The sequence below is a fragment of the Clostridium nigeriense genome, assembly GCF_050585245.1.
GTDB classification, from domain to species: domain Bacteria; phylum Bacillota; class Clostridia; order Clostridiales; family Clostridiaceae; genus Clostridium; species Clostridium nigeriense_A.
This window is the reverse complement of sequence record NZ_JBNOOF010000001.1, coordinates 218,894-235,598: the sequence shown is the minus strand read 5'-3', so window position 1 is coordinate 235,598 and position 16,705 is coordinate 218,894. Positions and strand designations below refer to the sequence as shown.

At 28.7% G+C, this 16,705-nt stretch carries 17 protein-coding genes and 1 riboswitch; all 17 genes read left to right on the top strand.

Annotated elements, in window-relative coordinates; all coding sequences use genetic code 11:
- Positions 1–81: 81 nt before the first annotated feature.
- The 17 genes from ACQPUY_RS01220 (at position 82) to ACQPUY_RS01140 (ending at position 16,694) form a co-directional block, all read left to right on the top strand.
- A complete protein-coding gene (locus ACQPUY_RS01220) occupies positions 82–1,074 on the top strand; it encodes an ABC transporter substrate-binding protein (RefSeq protein WP_430839064.1) in 993 nt (330 codons plus the stop codon).
- Positions 1,049–1,816, top strand: a complete 768-nt coding sequence (locus ACQPUY_RS01215; RefSeq protein ID WP_430839063.1) for an ABC transporter permease — start codon at positions 1,049–1,051, stop codon at positions 1,814–1,816. Before ACQPUY_RS01220 ends, ACQPUY_RS01215 begins: the two co-directional genes overlap by 26 nt.
- Positions 1,809–2,408 carry an ATP-binding cassette domain-containing protein gene (locus tag ACQPUY_RS01210; protein WP_430839062.1) on the top strand — a complete coding sequence of 200 codons (600 nt, stop codon included), beginning with the start codon at positions 1,809–1,811 and terminating at the stop codon, positions 2,406–2,408. Before ACQPUY_RS01215 ends, ACQPUY_RS01210 begins: the two co-directional genes overlap by 8 nt.
- 176 nt (positions 2,409–2,584) lie before the next feature.
- Entirely contained in the window at positions 2,585–4,669 is a 2,085-nt protein-coding gene (locus tag ACQPUY_RS01205; RefSeq protein ID WP_430839061.1) for a molybdopterin oxidoreductase family protein, read from the top strand.
- 11 nt (positions 4,670–4,680) lie between these two features.
- Positions 4,681–5,088, top strand: a complete 408-nt coding sequence (locus tag ACQPUY_RS01200) for a 4Fe-4S dicluster domain-containing protein (protein WP_430839060.1) — start codon at positions 4,681–4,683, stop codon at positions 5,086–5,088.
- Complete coding sequence (locus ACQPUY_RS01195; RefSeq protein WP_430839059.1) at positions 5,088–6,314, top strand: NAD(P)/FAD-dependent oxidoreductase; 1,227 nt, start codon at positions 5,088–5,090, stop codon at positions 6,312–6,314. The genes ACQPUY_RS01200 and ACQPUY_RS01195 overlap by 1 nt, the downstream gene beginning before the upstream one ends.
- 195 nt (positions 6,315–6,509) lie before the next feature.
- A complete protein-coding gene (gene mobB, locus ACQPUY_RS01190; protein WP_430839058.1) occupies positions 6,510–7,007 on the top strand; it encodes a molybdopterin-guanine dinucleotide biosynthesis protein B in 498 nt (165 codons plus the stop codon).
- Between the two features lie 8 nt (positions 7,008–7,015).
- A riboswitch (molybdenum cofactor riboswitch) is annotated at positions 7,016–7,151 on the top strand.
- 154 nt (positions 7,152–7,305) lie between these two features.
- The gene (locus ACQPUY_RS01185; protein ID WP_430839057.1) at positions 7,306–8,508 is read left to right on the top strand and encodes a molybdopterin molybdotransferase MoeA; all 1,203 of its coding nucleotides are present in this window, start codon (positions 7,306–7,308) and stop codon (positions 8,506–8,508) included.
- Between the two features lie 9 nt (positions 8,509–8,517).
- A complete protein-coding gene (gene mobA, locus ACQPUY_RS01180) occupies positions 8,518–9,081 on the top strand; it encodes a molybdenum cofactor guanylyltransferase (RefSeq protein WP_430839056.1) in 564 nt (187 codons plus the stop codon).
- The gene (locus tag ACQPUY_RS01175; protein ID WP_430839055.1) at positions 9,082–9,573 is read left to right on the top strand and encodes a MogA/MoaB family molybdenum cofactor biosynthesis protein; all 492 of its coding nucleotides are present in this window, start codon (positions 9,082–9,084) and stop codon (positions 9,571–9,573) included.
- A 23-nt stretch (positions 9,574–9,596) separates the two neighbouring features.
- On the top strand, positions 9,597–10,613 hold the full coding sequence (locus ACQPUY_RS01170) for a molybdopterin-binding protein (RefSeq protein WP_430839053.1): 1,017 nt from the start codon (positions 9,597–9,599) through the stop codon (positions 10,611–10,613).
- Positions 10,614–10,622: 9 nt separating this feature from the next.
- A complete protein-coding gene (moaC, locus tag ACQPUY_RS01165) occupies positions 10,623–11,099 on the top strand; it encodes a cyclic pyranopterin monophosphate synthase MoaC (RefSeq protein WP_430839051.1) in 477 nt (158 codons plus the stop codon).
- A gap of 21 nt (positions 11,100–11,120) precedes the next feature.
- Complete coding sequence (moaA, locus tag ACQPUY_RS01160) at positions 11,121–12,092, top strand: GTP 3',8-cyclase MoaA (protein WP_430839050.1); 972 nt, start codon at positions 11,121–11,123, stop codon at positions 12,090–12,092.
- A 4-nt stretch (positions 12,093–12,096) separates the two neighbouring features.
- Positions 12,097–12,552, top strand: coding sequence for an MOSC domain-containing protein (locus ACQPUY_RS01155; protein ID WP_430839049.1), 456 nt, complete (start codon positions 12,097–12,099; stop codon positions 12,550–12,552).
- Positions 12,553–12,965: 413 nt separating this feature from the next.
- Complete coding sequence (locus tag ACQPUY_RS01150) at positions 12,966–15,071, top strand: molybdopterin oxidoreductase family protein (protein ID WP_430839048.1); 2,106 nt, start codon at positions 12,966–12,968, stop codon at positions 15,069–15,071.
- On the top strand, positions 15,058–15,471 hold the full coding sequence (locus tag ACQPUY_RS01145; protein ID WP_291628098.1) for a 4Fe-4S dicluster domain-containing protein: 414 nt from the start codon (positions 15,058–15,060) through the stop codon (positions 15,469–15,471). Before ACQPUY_RS01150 ends, ACQPUY_RS01145 begins: the two co-directional genes overlap by 14 nt.
- Positions 15,471–16,694: an NAD(P)/FAD-dependent oxidoreductase gene (locus ACQPUY_RS01140; RefSeq protein WP_430839047.1), complete on the top strand. Its 1,224-nt coding sequence runs from the start codon at positions 15,471–15,473 to the stop codon at positions 16,692–16,694. The genes ACQPUY_RS01145 and ACQPUY_RS01140 overlap by 1 nt, the downstream gene beginning before the upstream one ends.
- Positions 16,695–16,705 lie beyond the last annotated feature (11 nt).

The window sequence follows — 16,705 nt, the reverse complement described above, 5'->3', positions numbered from 1 at the left end:
AATGCAAAAACACCACTTATGCTTTTCATTTTATTTATATTTAAAAAGTGATATAATGGAAGAATCAGGAGGGACGAGATTATGAATAAACAGAATAAAGTTAAATTTAGTTTGGCATTATCAATTTTTATGTTGTTAGCATTTGTGGGATGTAGCCCAAAAGAAGAGGCTAATGATAATGCAAATATAGTGAAAAAGGAAATTTCTTTTGTTGCACCTAGTGGAGTACCAGCTACAGCTATTTCTAAGATGATAAAAGAAAATGTTCAAATAGATGATAATTATAATATTAATTATTCTATTGAAAATACATCTGATACTTTAGCTACAGCAGTTATGAAGGGAGAACCTGACATAGCAATAGTTCCATCTAATTTAGCTCTTCAAGCGTATAATAAGGGATTAGGATATAAGTTAGTAGGAACAACAGGACTAGGAGCCTTATATTTAGTATCAACTGAAGGAGAAATAAACTTTGAAGATCTAAGTGGAAAAGAAGTATTTAATATTGGAAGTGGATTAACACCAGATATAGTATTTAAGGCTCTATTAAATGAAAGTGGAATTAAAGATGTTACATTAAGTTACGTTGGTGGGGCAACTGAATTAGCACCATATATATTAGGGGGAAAAGCAAATTATGCAGTAGTTCCAGAGCCGGTATTAACTACTATATTAACTAAAAATCCTGATATTAAGGTAATTGCTAGTTTAAATGATTTATGGAAAGATAAATTTAATAGTGATACTGGTTTTCCGCAATCAAGTCTAATAGTAAAAGAAGAGTTAATTAATGAAAATAAAGACTTTATAAATAAGTTAACAGAGGAAATAGAAGCTTCTATAAACTGGGTAAATGAAAATAACAAAGATGCGGCAACATATTCAATAGAAAATGGTTCACAAGTAGAAGAAGCAATATTAGAAAAGTCAATATCTAACAGCAATATAACATTTATAAAAGCGAAAGATAATGAAGAAGATTATATGGCTTACTTTCAGGTTTTAGAAAGTGAAAATGCTAAATCTATAGGAGACAAGTTACCAGATGAAAACTTCTTCTATGAAGAATAAAAAACTTATATGTATATCATTAATATTAATAATTCTTATTTGGATTATTATATCCAATATAATAAATAACTCTATATATTTACCTAAGGTAAGTGAAGTAATTAAGGAAATTAGTAATATTGCAAAAGAAAAAGGATTTATTCAAAATATAATATATTCTTTGATAAGAGGAGCTCTTAGCTTTATAGTTGCTTTAATAATTGCAGTTATATTGGGTATTATCTCAAGCTTTAACAAAGTATTTTATAACTTCTTTTATCCAATTAATGCAATATTAAAATCTATACCTAATATTGCATTTATACTTATAGCATTAATTTGGCTAAATAAAAACTATGCACCATATTTAATTGGAATTGTTATAGCTTTTCCAATATTATATGAAAGTACATTGAACTCTATTTTGAATTCTAATGAAGACTTACTTGAAATGCTTAATTCTTTTAATATTAATTTTATTGATAGACTTTTGAATTTACATATTCAGTCTATTATAATTAATATTTCACAAATTGCAACCTCAACATTTTCATTAGTATTTAAAGTTGTAATTGCAGGAGAAGTTTTTGGACAGCCAACCTTTGGTATAGGAACAGCAATACAGGGAGAAAAAATTAATTTTAATACAGCAGGAATATTTGCATGGATTATTATTGTTTCAATTTTATGTTTTATAACTGATAAAGTAATTATGAGTTTTATAAACAAGCTTTTAAAAGGTGGTAGATATTTAATTGATTAAGTTTACTAATATAAATTTATCCTTTGGTGAGAGAATACTGTATAAAGATTTTTCTATTTCATTTATTGAAAACTCTATAAATTTTATAATGGGGGAATCAGGAATAGGGAAAACAACATTAATAAAGTATTTAAAGGATGAACTTTTAACAAAAGGAAATAAAATAAGTATTACATTTCAAGAAAGTAGATTAATTCCTTGGAAGAATGTATATAAAAACTTAGAATTAGTTATAAAAGATAAATATAGTAAAGATGAAAGAAGAAAAATAATTAAAGAAATATTAAATAATATGAATTTAAAAGGTATAGAGAGTCTTTTTCCACATGAACTTAGTGGAGGAATGAAACAAAGAGTTAGCATTGCTAGAGCAATATTATCTGATGGAGATATATTTATTATGGATGAGCCTTTTAAGGGTCTAGATAAGGATAATAAAGAAAGAATTATAAATTTTTTGAAAGATTATTTTAAGGAAAAGCAAAAAACAGTAATAATAATTAGTCATGATATTAATGAAGTAAAGGAATTTGTTAATAGATATATTTTGCTTAAGGGTGAGCCTGTTGTGCAAGAGATGTTATATATATAGAAGAGGTTAAATTAACCTCTTTTTTGTATTTAGAAAACCACTAATCTAATTTTGTTAATAAAATAACAAAAAAATATTTTAATTGTGATTATTATCACAGTTTATGTTTTTTATAAATGTTAAAATATAATCAATATAAATTAATTTCTAAAATTAGAAGTGGAGATGTAAATTATATGAAAAAAATTCAATCAACTTGTAACTTATGTGCTTTAGCATGTAACATAGATTTTTATGTTGAAAGTGGTGAAATAAAAAAGGTTTCCCCTACTAAAGATTATCCTGTTAATAAAGGATTTTGTTGTATAAAGGGATTAAATTTAGATAAGCAACAAACTAAAATAAAGGCAAGAAAATCTCCATTATTAAGAGATGAAAATGGAGATATGAAGGAAGTATCTTGGGAAGAAGGAATCAAGGTATTTGCTGGAAAAATGACAGATATCCAAAAAAAATATGGAAAAGAAAGTGTTGCCTATATTAGTACAGGTCAAATGACTACTGAGGAAATGGCTTTACTAGGTCATGTTGGTAGAAATTATATGGGAATGCATGGAGATGGAAATACAAGATTATGTATGGCTACATCTGTAGTAGCTCATAAGCAAAGCTTCGGATTTGATGCTCCTCCATATACTCTAAATGATGCTGAGCTTTCAGATACAATTTTCTTAATAGGAGCGAACCCTGTTATTGCTCATCCGGTTTTCTGGGGAAGAATAAGAAAGAATAAGGATGCTAAGATAATTACAATAGATCCAAGAAAATCAGAAACAGCTGTAAATTCAAACTTATGGATTGATATTAAGCCAAAAGCTGATTTAATTTTAATGTATACATTAGCCAATACATTGATTCAAAAGAATTGGATTGATAAAAATTATATTGAAGAACATACAGAGGGATTCGAAGAATTTAAGGCACATGTTTCTAAATTTACTTTAGAAGATGTTGAAGAAAAAACAGGAATTTCTAAAGAAAGGGTTCTTGAATTAGCAGAAATAATACATAATGGTAAAAGAGTGTCTTTCTGGTGGACAATGGGTGTAAACCAAGGTTATGAGGCAGTAAGAACAGCTCAATCTATCATAAACTTAGCTTTAATTACTGGAAATATAGGAAGACCAGGAACAGGAGCTAACTCATTAACAGGACAATGTAATGCAATGGGATCAAGAGCATTTAGTAATACGGCTGGACTTTATGGCGGTGGAGATTTTGATAACCCTGTAAGAAGAAAAGCTGTTTCAGAAGCTTTAGGTGTTAAAGAAGAAGATCTTGTTACTAAGCCAACATTACCATATAACGTAATAATAGAAAAAGCTATTGCTGGCGAAATTAAAGGTTTATGGGTAGTTTGTACAAATCCAAGACATTCATTTGTTAACAATGAAGAATTTGTTAAGGCTGCTAAAAACTTAGATTTCTTAGTAGTTCAAGATATATATGAAGATACAGATACAGCTAAGCTTTGTGATTTATACTTACCTTCAGTTCCAGCTATTAAAAAAGAGGGGGTACTTATAAATACTGAACGTAGATTATCAAAGGTTAACCCTGTTATACCTAAAGAAGAAGGCGAACTTACTGATTACGAAATATTCTTCAAAATAGGTGAAAAGGTAGGTATGGGAAGCCTATTAGATAATTGGAAGACTCCAAGAGATGCTTTCGAATTATTAAAGAAATGTTCTAAAGGAATGCCTTGTGACATTACTGGTGTTACTTATGAGATGTTAGAAGGAGAAAATATGAGCGGCTCTAGAGGTGTTCAATGGCCATTTAGAGAGGGACAAGTATTAGAAGAAGATGAAAGAAGATTATATGAAGATGGAAACTACTATACACCTTCAAAGAAGGCTAAGATTTTATTTGAAGATATAGCAGAAAATCCAAATAAGACATCAGAAGACTTCCCTTATATACTTAACACTGGAAGAGGAACTGTTGGTCAATGGCATACTCGAGTTAGATCAAGAGAAATAGAACATAATAAGATTTATAGTAAAGTATCTTATGTTTTAATGAATCCAGAATTAGCAAAAGAATTAAATATTGAAGAAAACGAAAGAGTAAATATTACTTCTCAAAATGGAAATACTAGCGAATTTAATGTTGTATATTCAGAAAATGTAAAGAAAGATCATATATATGCACCTATGCATTATATTGAAACAAATTCACTTACTCCTTCAGTTTATGATCCTTATTCAAAGGAACCATCTTTTAAAACTGTTGCAGTAAATATTTCTAAGAAGTAGGAGATTTAAAGATGAAAAGAATTAAAATTGATAGATCTAAATGTGTTGGTTGTTTAACATGCACAACTGCCTGTATAGTTTCACATAATTCGGAGGATACAAGAAGTAGAATAACTATAGATAGTAATGGGAAATATGCTCCGATTTTTTGCAGACATTGTGATAGACCTGAATGTGTTTATACTTGTATGAGTGGAGCAATGAGCAAGGATAAAAATACGGGTTTAGTAACTTATGATAAAAATCGTTGTGCAAGCTGTTATATGTGTATCATGGCATGTCCTTATGGAGTTTTAAAAGCAGATAGTAGAACTCAGATGGAAATAATGAAGTGTGATGGCTGTAAAGATGCAGGCACTCCACAATGTGTAGAAAAATGTCCAATGGCAGCTATTACATTAGAGGAGGTATCTAATTAATGAGATATGTAGTTATAGGAGCATCTGCAGCTGGAATTAGCGGTGCAAAAACTTTAAGAGAATTAGATAAGGATGCTGAAATAATATTAATTTCTAAAGATACTGAAGTATATTCAAGATGTATTTTACATCATTATATATCTAATCATAGAAATATTGAAAAATTAAATTTTACATCTAAAAATTTCTTTGAAGAATATAATATAAACTGGATTAAAGGTGTAGAAGTTGTAGCTTTAAAGGATGAAGAAAAAACATTAAATCTTTCAAATGGTGAAACTGTTAAATATGACAAGTTAATGATTTGTAGTGGTGCTTCTGCTTTTATTCCTCCAGTTGAAGGATTAAGAGAAGGTAAAAATGTAGTAGGTCTTAGAAATTTAGATGATGCAATTTTAATAAAAGAAGAAGCTTCTAAGGTTAAAAATGTTGTTGTTTTAGGGGCTGGACTTGTTGGAATAGATGCTGTAAGTGGACTTATAGATACAGGGGTAAATATTTCTTTAGTAGAAATGGGAGATAAAGTCCTTCCTATTCAATTAGATAAATATGCTTCTTCAGTATATGAAAATAAATTTTCAGAGCAAGGTGTTAACTTGAAGCTAGGAGTAAGAGCAGAAAAGTTAATACTTGATGAAGAAAAAAATCCTAAGGCTTTATTATTAAACACAGGAGAAGAAATACCATGTGAATTAGTAATAGTTGCAACTGGTGTTAGATCTAATATTGGATTCTTAGCTGATAGCAATGTTGAATGTGATAGATTTGGTTTAATAATTGATGAAAAGGGAAAAACTAATATTAAAGATATATATGGAGCTGGCGATGTTACTGGTAGAAATCCAATATGGCCAACTGCAGTAAAAGAAGGTATAATAGCAGCTCATAATATGCTAGATAAAGAAATGATAATGACAGATTTCTTTGGTAGCAAAAATACAATGAACTTTGTTGGAATTGCAACTATGTCATTAGGAGATGTAGAACCAAAGGATGAAACGTATAAAGTTGAAATAAGCATTGAAGAAGGTAATTACAAGAAGATAATTCATAAAGATGGTAAAATATACGGTGCTATAATTCAAGGAGATTTATCTTATGCAGGTGTACTAACACAATTAATAAAAGAAAAGATTGATATATCAAAAGTAACTAAAAATATTTTTGATATAGATTATGCAGATTTCTTTAATTTAGAAAAGAATTTTGAATTTAGTTATAAATAGAATGTTTATATGGAAATTAGGAATACTAATTTCCATATAAATTTATTTTTATTAATTAGGTAGGTAAATATATATACTTGAAATTTTATATTTATTACTTTTTAATTGTTAAAATGATAAAAATTATTATAATAAGTATAGAAGATATATTTATATAAAATAGTTTTAATAATTTAAGCTAAAGGATGAAGTATTATGGCGAAAGTTATAAATATAGTTGGAGATAAATCTAATGTAGGAAAAACCTTTGTTATGGAAGGTCTAATAAAAGAATTAATATATAGAGGTCTTAGTGTTGCCACAATTAAACATGATATTCATGGCTTTGATATTGATAAGAAAGGCAAGGATACATATAAGCATAGAGAAGCAGGATCTGAAACAGTAATAATTTCTTCGCCTAAAAGATTTGCCATGATTAAAGAAGTTAAAGAGGAAGTGGATTTAGAAAGTCTTATTAATTTAGCTAAGGATAAAGATATAGTTTTAGTAGAAGGATATAAAAATAGTAGCCTGAGAAAAATAGAAGTATATAGAAAAGATTTTAGCAAGGAGATAATATCATCAAAGGAAAATTTAATAGCAATTGCTAGTGATGATGAATTGGAACTTGAAGATATTTTAGTAATAAAAAAAGATGATTTTAAAAAATTAGTAGATTTAGTTTTAAAAGAAAAAGAATATAATACTTAAAAATTAATTATCAATAAAATTTTCTAGAGTATAAGATTCCTAAGGAGCTTCTATGGTTCTTATACCTGAATTTTAAATTCACAGGGTACATATCTGAAAAGATAGTATCTCCACGTTTTGGGAAGGAAAATAAGTTGATTTAAATAGTAGCCTAAGAAATATTTTTATGGAAAATGTTATCTTAAGCTGAATTTTAATGCTATATTTATAGTTATTAAGTATATTTAAATTTAGGCTTATTATTCGCAAAATGAATAATAAGCCTTTTATTATTTAAGTATTTTTATAGGAGGCATATATGAGATCCTTTATTTCATTAGAAGAAGCTATAGATATATTAAATGAAAAAGTAAACAATTTAGATGATAAAGAAGTTACCTTATTTAATGGGTTAAAAAAAGTATTAAGTGAAGATGTATACTCTAAAATAAATAACCCACCTTTCAATAAATCTGCCATGGATGGGTATGCATTAAAAGTAGAAGATTCTTTTATTAATAATAAGGTAAAAGTAATAGATAAGGTATATGCAGGTGGAGTTTGTAAAAGTTTTGTAACAGAAAATACAGCAGTTAAAATAATGACAGGAGCTCCAATACCAAATGGTGCAAATGCTGTTATAAAGCAAGAAAATGTTATTCTAGAAGGAAATAATATAGTAATTAAAAGCAATATAAAAGAAAATGAAAATATATGTATTGAAGGAGAAGATATATCTAAAGGTGATTTACTAATAAGTAAAAATAAAAAACTTGATTATGCAGATATAGGGATTTTAGCTAGCTCAGGTATTAATAAAATAAAGGTTTTTAGAAAACCTAAAATAGCATTTATTAGTACTGGAGATGAAGTTATGGATGTAGGGGATAAACTATTAGATGGTAAAATATATAATAGTAATAAATACTCGATTATATCAAGGATTTTAGAGCTTGGATATGATATTAATAAAATTCTTCATGTAAAGGATGACTATAAGGAAATAGGTACTGTAATAGAAGAAATATCTAAAGAAGTAGATTTAATAATTACAACAGGTGGAGTATCTGTAGGAGAAAAGGATTTGCTAAAAGATGCTATTGATGTTACAAGTGGAGAAAAATTATTTTGGAAAATAATGATTAAACCTGGTTCAGCAGTTTTGTGTAGTAAGGTTAATGAAGCTATTGTTATTAGTTTATCGGGAAATCCAACAGCTGCATTAACTACATTTGAACTTTTAGCAAGAACTACTCTTGAAAAGCTGTCTGGATATAAGGAAATAAAAATTAATAGTGAAAAGGCTATATTAGCAGAAGGAAATATTAAAAAATCTTCTAAGAGAAGGTTTATTAGAGGATATTTTGAAATAAAAGATTGCAAACAATATGTTTGTATAACTCAAAAAAAATCGGGTAATGGAATACTTAGTTCAACAATAAATTCAAATTGTATAATAGAAGTTAGAGCTAATAATGAAGAAATACAAACTGGAGATTTAGTAAATATTATAAAACTTTAGGAGATAAAAATGATTAAAAAGACTTTAGCTATCTTAGCTGGTGGAAAAAGCAGTAGAATGAATTATAACAATAAGGCATTATTACTTTATAAAGAAAAAACCTTTATAGAAAATATAATAAATGCAGGAAATGAATTTAACGAAATAATAATTATAGCAAATAAAATAGAAGATTATAAAAACTTAAATTTAAAAGTTTATCATGATATATATATTGGTAATGGACCTTTATCTGGAATTCATTCGGCCTTAAAGAACTCAAAAAATCATAAGGTTCTTTGTATAGCTTGTGATATGCCCCTAATATCTAAGAAAACTTTAGATATCATCGGTGAGGTTGATGGTGATTATGAAGTTTTAGTTCCAAATGTTGATAATAGACTTCAGCCAATGTGTGCTATATATTCTAAAAGCTTAATTCCTAAGATTGAAAAGGCTCTGCTTAATGGTGAAAATAAGCTTCAAAAGTTCATTTTGTCTACAAAGTATAAAGTTTTAGAAAATAATTTATGTATAAAAGATTTTTCAAATATAAATACAGAAAAAGAATATGAATTACTGGAGGGGATTTAATTGTATACGGTTGGAATAATAACAAGTAGTGATAAGGGATATGCAGGAGAACGTGAAGATAAAAGTGGAGAGGTTATTAAAAAAATAGTAGAAGAAGTAGGTTTTGAAGTAAAAAGACAGGTTATTTTACCAGATGAAAAAGAAATGTTAAAAAAAGAATTTGTTTATATGAGTGATGAATTAAATTTAAATTTAATTTTAAGTACAGGGGGAACTGGTTTTTCAAAAAGAGATGTTACTCCAGAAGCTACTAAAGAGATAATTGAAAGAGAAGCACCTGGAATATGCGAAGCTATAAGAATGCTTAGCATGCAAATTACTAAAAGAGCAATGTTATCTAGAGCAGTATCTGGAATTAGAGGTAATACATTAATAGTTAATTTACCAGGAAGCCCTAAAGCTTGTGAAGAAGCTTTAGACTTTGTATTAGGAGAATTAAAACATGGTATTGGTATTTTATTAGGTGAACAAAAGGAATGTGCAAGAAAATAATTATATAGTAGGAGATGTTTTATATGAAGATGATAAGTGTATATGACTCAGTGGGATGCATTTTATCACATGATGTTACTCAAATTATACCTGGAGAATTTAAAGGTAGATTATTTAAAAAGGGTCACATAATAAAGGAAGAGGATATAGAGAAGCTTTTATCTATAGGAAAAGAGCATATTTATGTATGGGAAGCAAAAGAAGGGGAATTACATGAAAATGATGCTGCTATTAGATTAGCAAATCTTGTACTTGGTGAAGGTGTTAGTAAATCAGAGGAAATTAAAGAAGGCAAGGTAGACTTTTTTGCAGATAGAGATGGAGTATTAAAAATAAATAAGGATGAGCTACTTAAATTAAATTCTTTAGGTGAAATTATAGTATCTACATTACATAATAATACTCCTATTAGAAAAGGTGAAAAGATAGGTGCTACTAGAGTTATTCCATTGATAATAGAAGAAGATAAGATTATTAAAGCAGAAGAGCTTATACGAGATAAGATTATTTATATTCAGGAAATAAGACATAAAAAATGTTTACTCATAACTACAGGAAATGAAGTATATAGTGGTAGAATTAAAGATGCTTTTTTACCTGTAATTAAGTCTAAGCTTGGATATTATGGAAGTGAAGTTATTCGACAAGTAATTTTACCAGATTCTAAGGAAAGAATTATAGAAGAAATAAAAAAAGGATTTGATGAAAAAGTTGATATGATAATTTGTACTGGAGGAATGTCAGTAGATCCTGATGATGTGACTCCAACTGCAATTAATGAATGTGGTGGAGAGTTAGTAACATATGGATCTCCAGTATTACCAGGAGCTATGTTCCTATTAGCGTATTACAATAATATCCCAATACTTGGAGTTCCAAGCTGTGCTATGTATTCTAAAAGAACAGTGTTAGATCTAGTTTTACCTAGAGTTTTAGCAGATGAAAGATTAACTTTAGAAGATATAGCTGAATATGGGCATGGTGGTTTATGTTTAGATTGTAAAGTTTGTACATTCCCACATTGTTCATTTGGTAAGTAGGAGGTATTCATGGATAATAAATTAACTCATTTTGATAATAGAGGAAATGCTAGAATGGTAGATGTATCTGAAAAAGATAAAACTGAAAGAGTTGCTATTGCAGTTTCAAGAATAAGAGTAAGTGAAGAAACTTTATCTCTAATAAAGGCAGGAAAAATAGGAAAAGGTGATGTATTAGGAGTCGCGAGAGTTGCGGGGATTATGGCAAGTAAACAAACTTCAAATTTAATTCCTATGTGTCATCCTCTTATGATTTCTAGTTGTAATATTGATTTTGAAATTAATGATGAAGAAAGCTGTATAGATATTAAATCAACAGTAAAAATTGTAGATAAAACTGGAGTAGAAATGGAAGCATTAACAGCAGCTACTATTGCAGCACTAACCATTTATGATATGTGCAAGGTTGTTGATAAGAGAATGATAATAGAAGGAACTCATTTACTTAAAAAAACAGGAGGTAAGAGCGGAGAGTTTAACTTTTAAAAATAGGCTCTTTAATATAATATGAAGGATAAGTATGGCAGAGAAATAGATTATTTAAGAATCTCATTAACAGATAGATGTAATTTAAGATGTGTTTATTGTATGGAGGAAGAAGGTAATACTTTCTTTAAAGATGAAGAAAGACTTACGAAGGATGAAATATGTAAAATAGTTAGTGCAAGTGCAAAACTTGGTATAAAGAAAATTAGATTAACTGGCGGTGAACCTTTAGTAAGAAATGATATTATGGAACTTATGAAAGGAATAAATAATATTCCTGGAATAGAGGAGATTTACTTAACAACAAATGGAATCTTATTAGAAGAAAAAGTTGAAGTATTAAAAAAGGCTGGGTTAAAGGGTGTAAATATTAGTTTAGACTCATTAAAGGAAGAAATGTTTCAAAAGTTAACTAGATTAGGAGACTTAAAAAAAGTATTGTCTGCCATAGATAAATGTTTAGAACTTGGAATTAAGGTTAAGTTAAATACAGTTATGATAAAGGGCATGAATGAAGATGAAATATTAGATTTCGTAAATCTTACTTTAGATAAAGATATGGATGTTAGATTTATAGAGCTTATGCCAATAGGTGTTGGAAGTAAGTATAAAGGAGTAAGTAACGAAGAAATTATAAAATTAATTAATGAGAATTATAAAGATATTGAGGAAGTAAAAAGAAATAAAAATGGTGGCCCTGCAACTTATATTAAGTTAAAGGATGGCAAGGGAAAAATAGGCTTTATAAGTGCAATTAGTAATTGTTTTTGTGAAGATTGTAATAGAATTAGGATTACCTCAGAAGGATTTTTAAAGCAATGCCTTCATTTTAATTATGGTATTGATCTTAGAAATTTAATTAGAAGTGGAGCTTCAGAAGAAGAAATTTTAAATGTTATTAAAGATAATATCTTCAATAAGCCTGAAAAACATTTATTTTTAGAAAAAAGTAAAGATAAAGAATTAAAGTTTATGAATCAAATTGGAGGATAAATATATGTGCAAGGTATTAGCTGTATGTACAAGTAAGCATAAGGGAACTTTAAAAAAAGAAATTAATGAAGCAAATTTCATAGAGGATTTTGGAATAGAAGGAGATGCGCATGCAGGAAAATGGCATAGACAAGTTAGTTTATTAGCCTTTGAAAAAATAGATGAGTTTAGAAATAAAGGTGGAAATGTTGACTTTGGAGCCTTTGGAGAAAATTTAGTAGTTGAAGGTATTGAATTAAATAAGTTACCAATAGGACAAAGAATAGAGGTTGGAGAAGTATTATTGGAAGTAACTCAAATAGGAAAAGAGTGCCATGATAAATGTGCAATTTATTATCAAGTTGGTGAATGTATAATGCCTAAGAATGGAATCTTTACTAAGGTTTTAAAAGGTGGAAAAGTAAGAGTTGGAGATAAATGTACTTTATTAGAAAGTGAAAAAAAAGTTTTTACATTATAAAACATTGCTAGTAGTGCTGAAAAGTATTGCTAGCAATGTTTTTTGTTATATGAGGAAATTATAAAAAATAAAAAAGGAATTAAGCTTTGATTAATTCCAACCATTAGTTGTAGAGTGTTTAAATATCATAGCGGGGTGACTTGGAGTCAGCGACGGAACCCAGATATGATATTTAAACACTCATTTTTTACTCTTTAGGAAATTATAAAGATGTTACCCTGTAAATAACTTTTTTATAATTTCCTTCCTTCAGCTTTGAAGTGCTTCTATTAATTTTGCGATGACTTGGAGCTTGCGACGGAATAAGCAAAATTATATAGAAGTACTTTTTCATTAAAGGATAAATGAATATAGATAGTAAATACTTGAAATACTAATTATGAAATGTATATGAAAATAAAGGAGATAAAAATATGAAGGTTGTTAGGTCTACTTGTAATTATTGTTCTATAGCTTGTAATTTTGATTTTCATGTAAATGATAATGGATTTATTGAAAGAGTTAAACCAGCAGAGGATTATCCAGTTAATCAAGGCTTTTGTTGTGTAAAAGGTTTAAATTTAGACAAGCAAAATACTATACATGAAAATCCTGTTTTACCTCTAATAAGAAAAGAAAATGGAGAATTTGAACATATTTCTTGGAAAGAAGCTTTTAATGTTTTCGCAGATAAGGTTAAAAAAATTCAAGATAAATATGGAAAAGAAAGTTTTGCTTTTTTAAGTACTGGTCAGCTTTTAAGTGAAGAAATGGCATTAGCTGGACATATTGGGAGAAATTTTTTAGGTGGTAATGGTGATGGAAACACTAGATTATGTATGGCAACAGCAGTAGTAGCTTATAAGCAAAGCTTTGGCTTTGATGCCCCTCCATATACTTTAGATGATTTAGAGCATTCAGATGTAATGATATTTATTGGATGCAATCCTATAGTAGCTCATCCAATATTATGGAGTAGAGTTGCAAAAAATAAAAATAAGAACAAAAAAGTAATAGTAATAGATCCAAGAAAAAGTGAAACTGCGGTAAGAGCTGATATGTGGATAGATATTAAACCAAAATCAGACATAAGATTATTATACACTTTAGCAAATGTATTAATAGAAAAGGGATGGATTGATGAAGAATTTATAAAAAATAGTACAGAGGATTTTGAGGGATTCAAAAGTCATGTAAAAAAATATGATATTAATGATGTAGAAGAGTATACTGGAATATCAAAGGGGAGGGTTTTAGATTTAGCAGAAATAATTCATAAAGGAGAAAAAGTTTCTTTATGGTGGACTATGGGAGTAAATCAAGGATTTCAAGCAGTAAGAACTGCTCAAGCAATAATAAATATAGCATTGATGACAGGTAATATTGGAAAGCCTGGAACTGGTGCAAACTCTATTACAGGGCAATGTAATGCTATGGGGTCTAGACTTTTTAGTAATACAACAGGTCTTTATGGAGGCGGAGAGTATAGCGATGAAAAAAGAAGAAAGGCTGTAGCTGAAATATTAGAAATAGATGAGGAACTTATACCTAAGAAGCCGACAAAGCCATATAACGAAATAGTAGATGGTATAAATAATGGAGAAATAAAGGCTTTATGGGTCTTATGTACTAATCCCTTAGTTTCATGGATTAACGACTTAGAATTTAAGAAGGCTGCTGAAAAACTTGAATTTTTAGCAGTTCAAGATATTTATTCTGATACAGAAACTGCTAGATATGCCCATTTAATTCTTCCTTCAACAAGTGGGTTAAAAAAGGACGGAGTTATTATTAATACTGAAAGAAGACTATCTAAGATTCAGCCTGTTCTTGAGAAGAAAGAAAATGAATTATCAGACTATGATATTATGCTTGGAATAGGAAAAGCATTAGGGATGGGAAGTTTATTAGATAAATGGAAATCCCCTAAAGAGGCTTTTGAAGTTTTAAAAAAATGTACTAAAGGAATGCCTTGTGATATAACAGGTGTAAATTACGATGAATTAAATGGATCAGAAGGTGTCCAATGGCCTTATAGAAAAAATGAAAATATTGGAAATAATCAAAGAAGATTATTTGAAGATGGAAAGTTTTATACACCTAATAGAAAAGCTAAATTTATATATGAAGAAATTATGAATCCACCATATGATAAGAGCGAAGAATATCCATATATATTAAACACTGGTAGAGCAACTGTTGGTCAATGGCATACACAAACTAGAACTAGAGAAATACCAGATGTAGAAGCAATAATAGTTAAGGAAGGATATATTAATTTAAATACTGACTTAGCTGAGGAGCTTGATATTAAAGAAAATGATGTAGTAAAAGTAAGTTCACCTAATGGTGTAAGTAATAGATTTTTAGTTAAGTTAAGTAGGACTGTTAAAAAAGATCAATTATATGCTCCGATGCATTATATTCAAGCTAATTCAATATTACCTTCAGTTTTTGATACTTATTCTAAAGAGCCTAATTATAAATATGTACCAGTTAAAATAGAAAAGATAAAAGGTGATAGTTATGAAGAGAATTAAAATTGATAGAAAAAAGTGCATAGGTTGTTTAACATGTACTACTGCTTGTAAGGTTTCTCATGGATGTAGAGATACAAGAGGAAGAATTGTAATAAATAGTGAAGGAAGATATGCTCCTATTTATTGTAGACATTGTACTAGACCGGAATGTGTTTACGCCTGTCCAACAGGAGCTATGAGAAGAGACGATGAAACTGGTTATGTGATTTATGACAAAAGTAGATGTGCTACTTGTTATATGTGTATAATGGCATGCCCTTATGGAGTACTAAAAATGGATTATCAAACTAATAGAGAGGTTATGAAGTGTGATATGTGTTTATCTACAGAAAGTAAATATCCTCAATGTGTAGATAAATGTCCTATGGATGCTTTAACATTAGAGGAGGTAAAAGAATAATGAAATATGTAATTATAGGAGCATCAGCTTCAGGTATAAATGCAGCAAGAACACTTAGACAATTTGATAAGAACTGTGATATTACATTAATTTCTAAAGATATATATGTTTATTCGAGATGTATACTTCATCATTTTTTAGATGGTAGAAGAGAAATAGAAGATTTAGATTTTACACCAGATAACTTTTTTGATATGTATAAAATAGAGTGGATTAAAGGTGTTGAAGTAACAGGAATAGATATTAAAGAAAAGAAATTGGCTTTAGATAACGGGGAGAATATATCATATGATAAGGTGTTATTAGCAACTGGTTCATCATCTTTCTTGCCACCAATAGAAAATTTAAGAAGTGCTAATAATGTTATTGGATTAAGAAATTTAGATGATGTAATAAAAATTAAAGAAATGGCAACAAAGGTTAAGAATATAGCAATATTAGGAGCAGGACTTGTTGGTGTAGATGCTTTAGCTGGATTATTACATTATGATGTTAATATTACTTTAATAGAAATGGGAGATAGAATTCTTCCCTTGCAATTAGATAAATATGCTGCAAGTGCATATGAGGAAAGATTAATAAAAGAAGGAGTTAACTTAAAGTTTGGAGTAAGAGCAGAAAAAATTATTGTAGATAATGAAAATAATCCAGTTTCAATAAAACTAAATACTGGGGAAGAGGTGCCTTGTGAAGTTATTATAGCTTGCACAGGAGTGAGATCAAATGTAGGCTTTTTAAAGGATAGTGGAGTTGAATGTGATAAGTTTGGATTAATTATTAATCAAAGGGGAGAAACAAATGTTAAAGATGTATACGGAGCAGGTGATATAACAGGAAGAAATCCAATTTGGCCAACAGCAGTTAAAGAAGGAATAATAGCTGCTAATAATATGGTAGGAAAAGAAACATATATGGAAGATTTCTTTGGAAGTAAAAATACAATGAACTTTTGTGGACTCGCAACAATGTCTCTTGGAGTTGTAGTTAAACCAGATGATACTTATGAAGAAGTAATAGATATTGATGGCAAGGATTATAAGAAAATTATATATAAGGATGGGGCAATTTATGGAGCTATAATTCAAGGGGATTTATCTTATGTAGGGGTTTTAACTCAATTAATAAAAGAAAAAATCAATATAAATAAGGTTAAAAAACCTTTATTTGATATAGATTATTCTGATTTCTTTAATGAAACTCAAAATTTAGAGTTTGTTTATTAATAAAGTAGGTG

Bases quoted from the DNA above. Each gene is read 5' to 3' on its own strand.
- ACQPUY_RS01220 (WP_430839064.1), top strand. From the start codon at position 82: ATGAATAAACAGAATAAAGTTAAATTTAGTTTGGCATTATCAATTTTT.
- moaC (WP_430839051.1), top strand. From the start codon at position 10,623: ATGGATAATAAATTAACTCATTTTGATAATAGAGGAAATGCTAGAATG.
- ACQPUY_RS01200 (WP_430839060.1), top strand. From the start codon at position 4,681: ATGAAAAGAATTAAAATTGATAGATCTAAATGTGTTGGTTGTTTAACA.
- ACQPUY_RS01215 (WP_430839063.1), top strand. From the start codon at position 1,049: ATGAAAACTTCTTCTATGAAGAATAAAAAACTTATATGTATATCATTA.
- ACQPUY_RS01145 (WP_291628098.1), top strand. From the start codon at position 15,058: ATGAAGAGAATTAAAATTGATAGAAAAAAGTGCATAGGTTGTTTAACA.
- mobA (WP_430839056.1), top strand. From the start codon at position 8,518: ATGATTAAAAAGACTTTAGCTATCTTAGCTGGTGGAAAAAGCAGTAGA.
- ACQPUY_RS01150 (WP_430839048.1), top strand. From the start codon at position 12,966: ATGAAGGTTGTTAGGTCTACTTGTAATTATTGTTCTATAGCTTGTAAT.
- mobB (WP_430839058.1), top strand. From the start codon at position 6,510: ATGGCGAAAGTTATAAATATAGTTGGAGATAAATCTAATGTAGGAAAA.
- ACQPUY_RS01140 (WP_430839047.1), top strand. From the start codon at position 15,471: ATGAAATATGTAATTATAGGAGCATCAGCTTCAGGTATAAATGCAGCA.
- ACQPUY_RS01205 (WP_430839061.1), top strand. From the start codon at position 2,585: ATGAAAAAAATTCAATCAACTTGTAACTTATGTGCTTTAGCATGTAAC.
- moaA (WP_430839050.1), top strand. From the start codon at position 11,121: ATGAAGGATAAGTATGGCAGAGAAATAGATTATTTAAGAATCTCATTA.
- ACQPUY_RS01185 (WP_430839057.1), top strand. From the start codon at position 7,306: ATGAGATCCTTTATTTCATTAGAAGAAGCTATAGATATATTAAATGAA.
- ACQPUY_RS01155 (WP_430839049.1), top strand. From the start codon at position 12,097: ATGTGCAAGGTATTAGCTGTATGTACAAGTAAGCATAAGGGAACTTTA.
- ACQPUY_RS01195 (WP_430839059.1), top strand. From the start codon at position 5,088: ATGAGATATGTAGTTATAGGAGCATCTGCAGCTGGAATTAGCGGTGCA.
- ACQPUY_RS01170 (WP_430839053.1), top strand. From the start codon at position 9,597: ATGAAGATGATAAGTGTATATGACTCAGTGGGATGCATTTTATCACAT.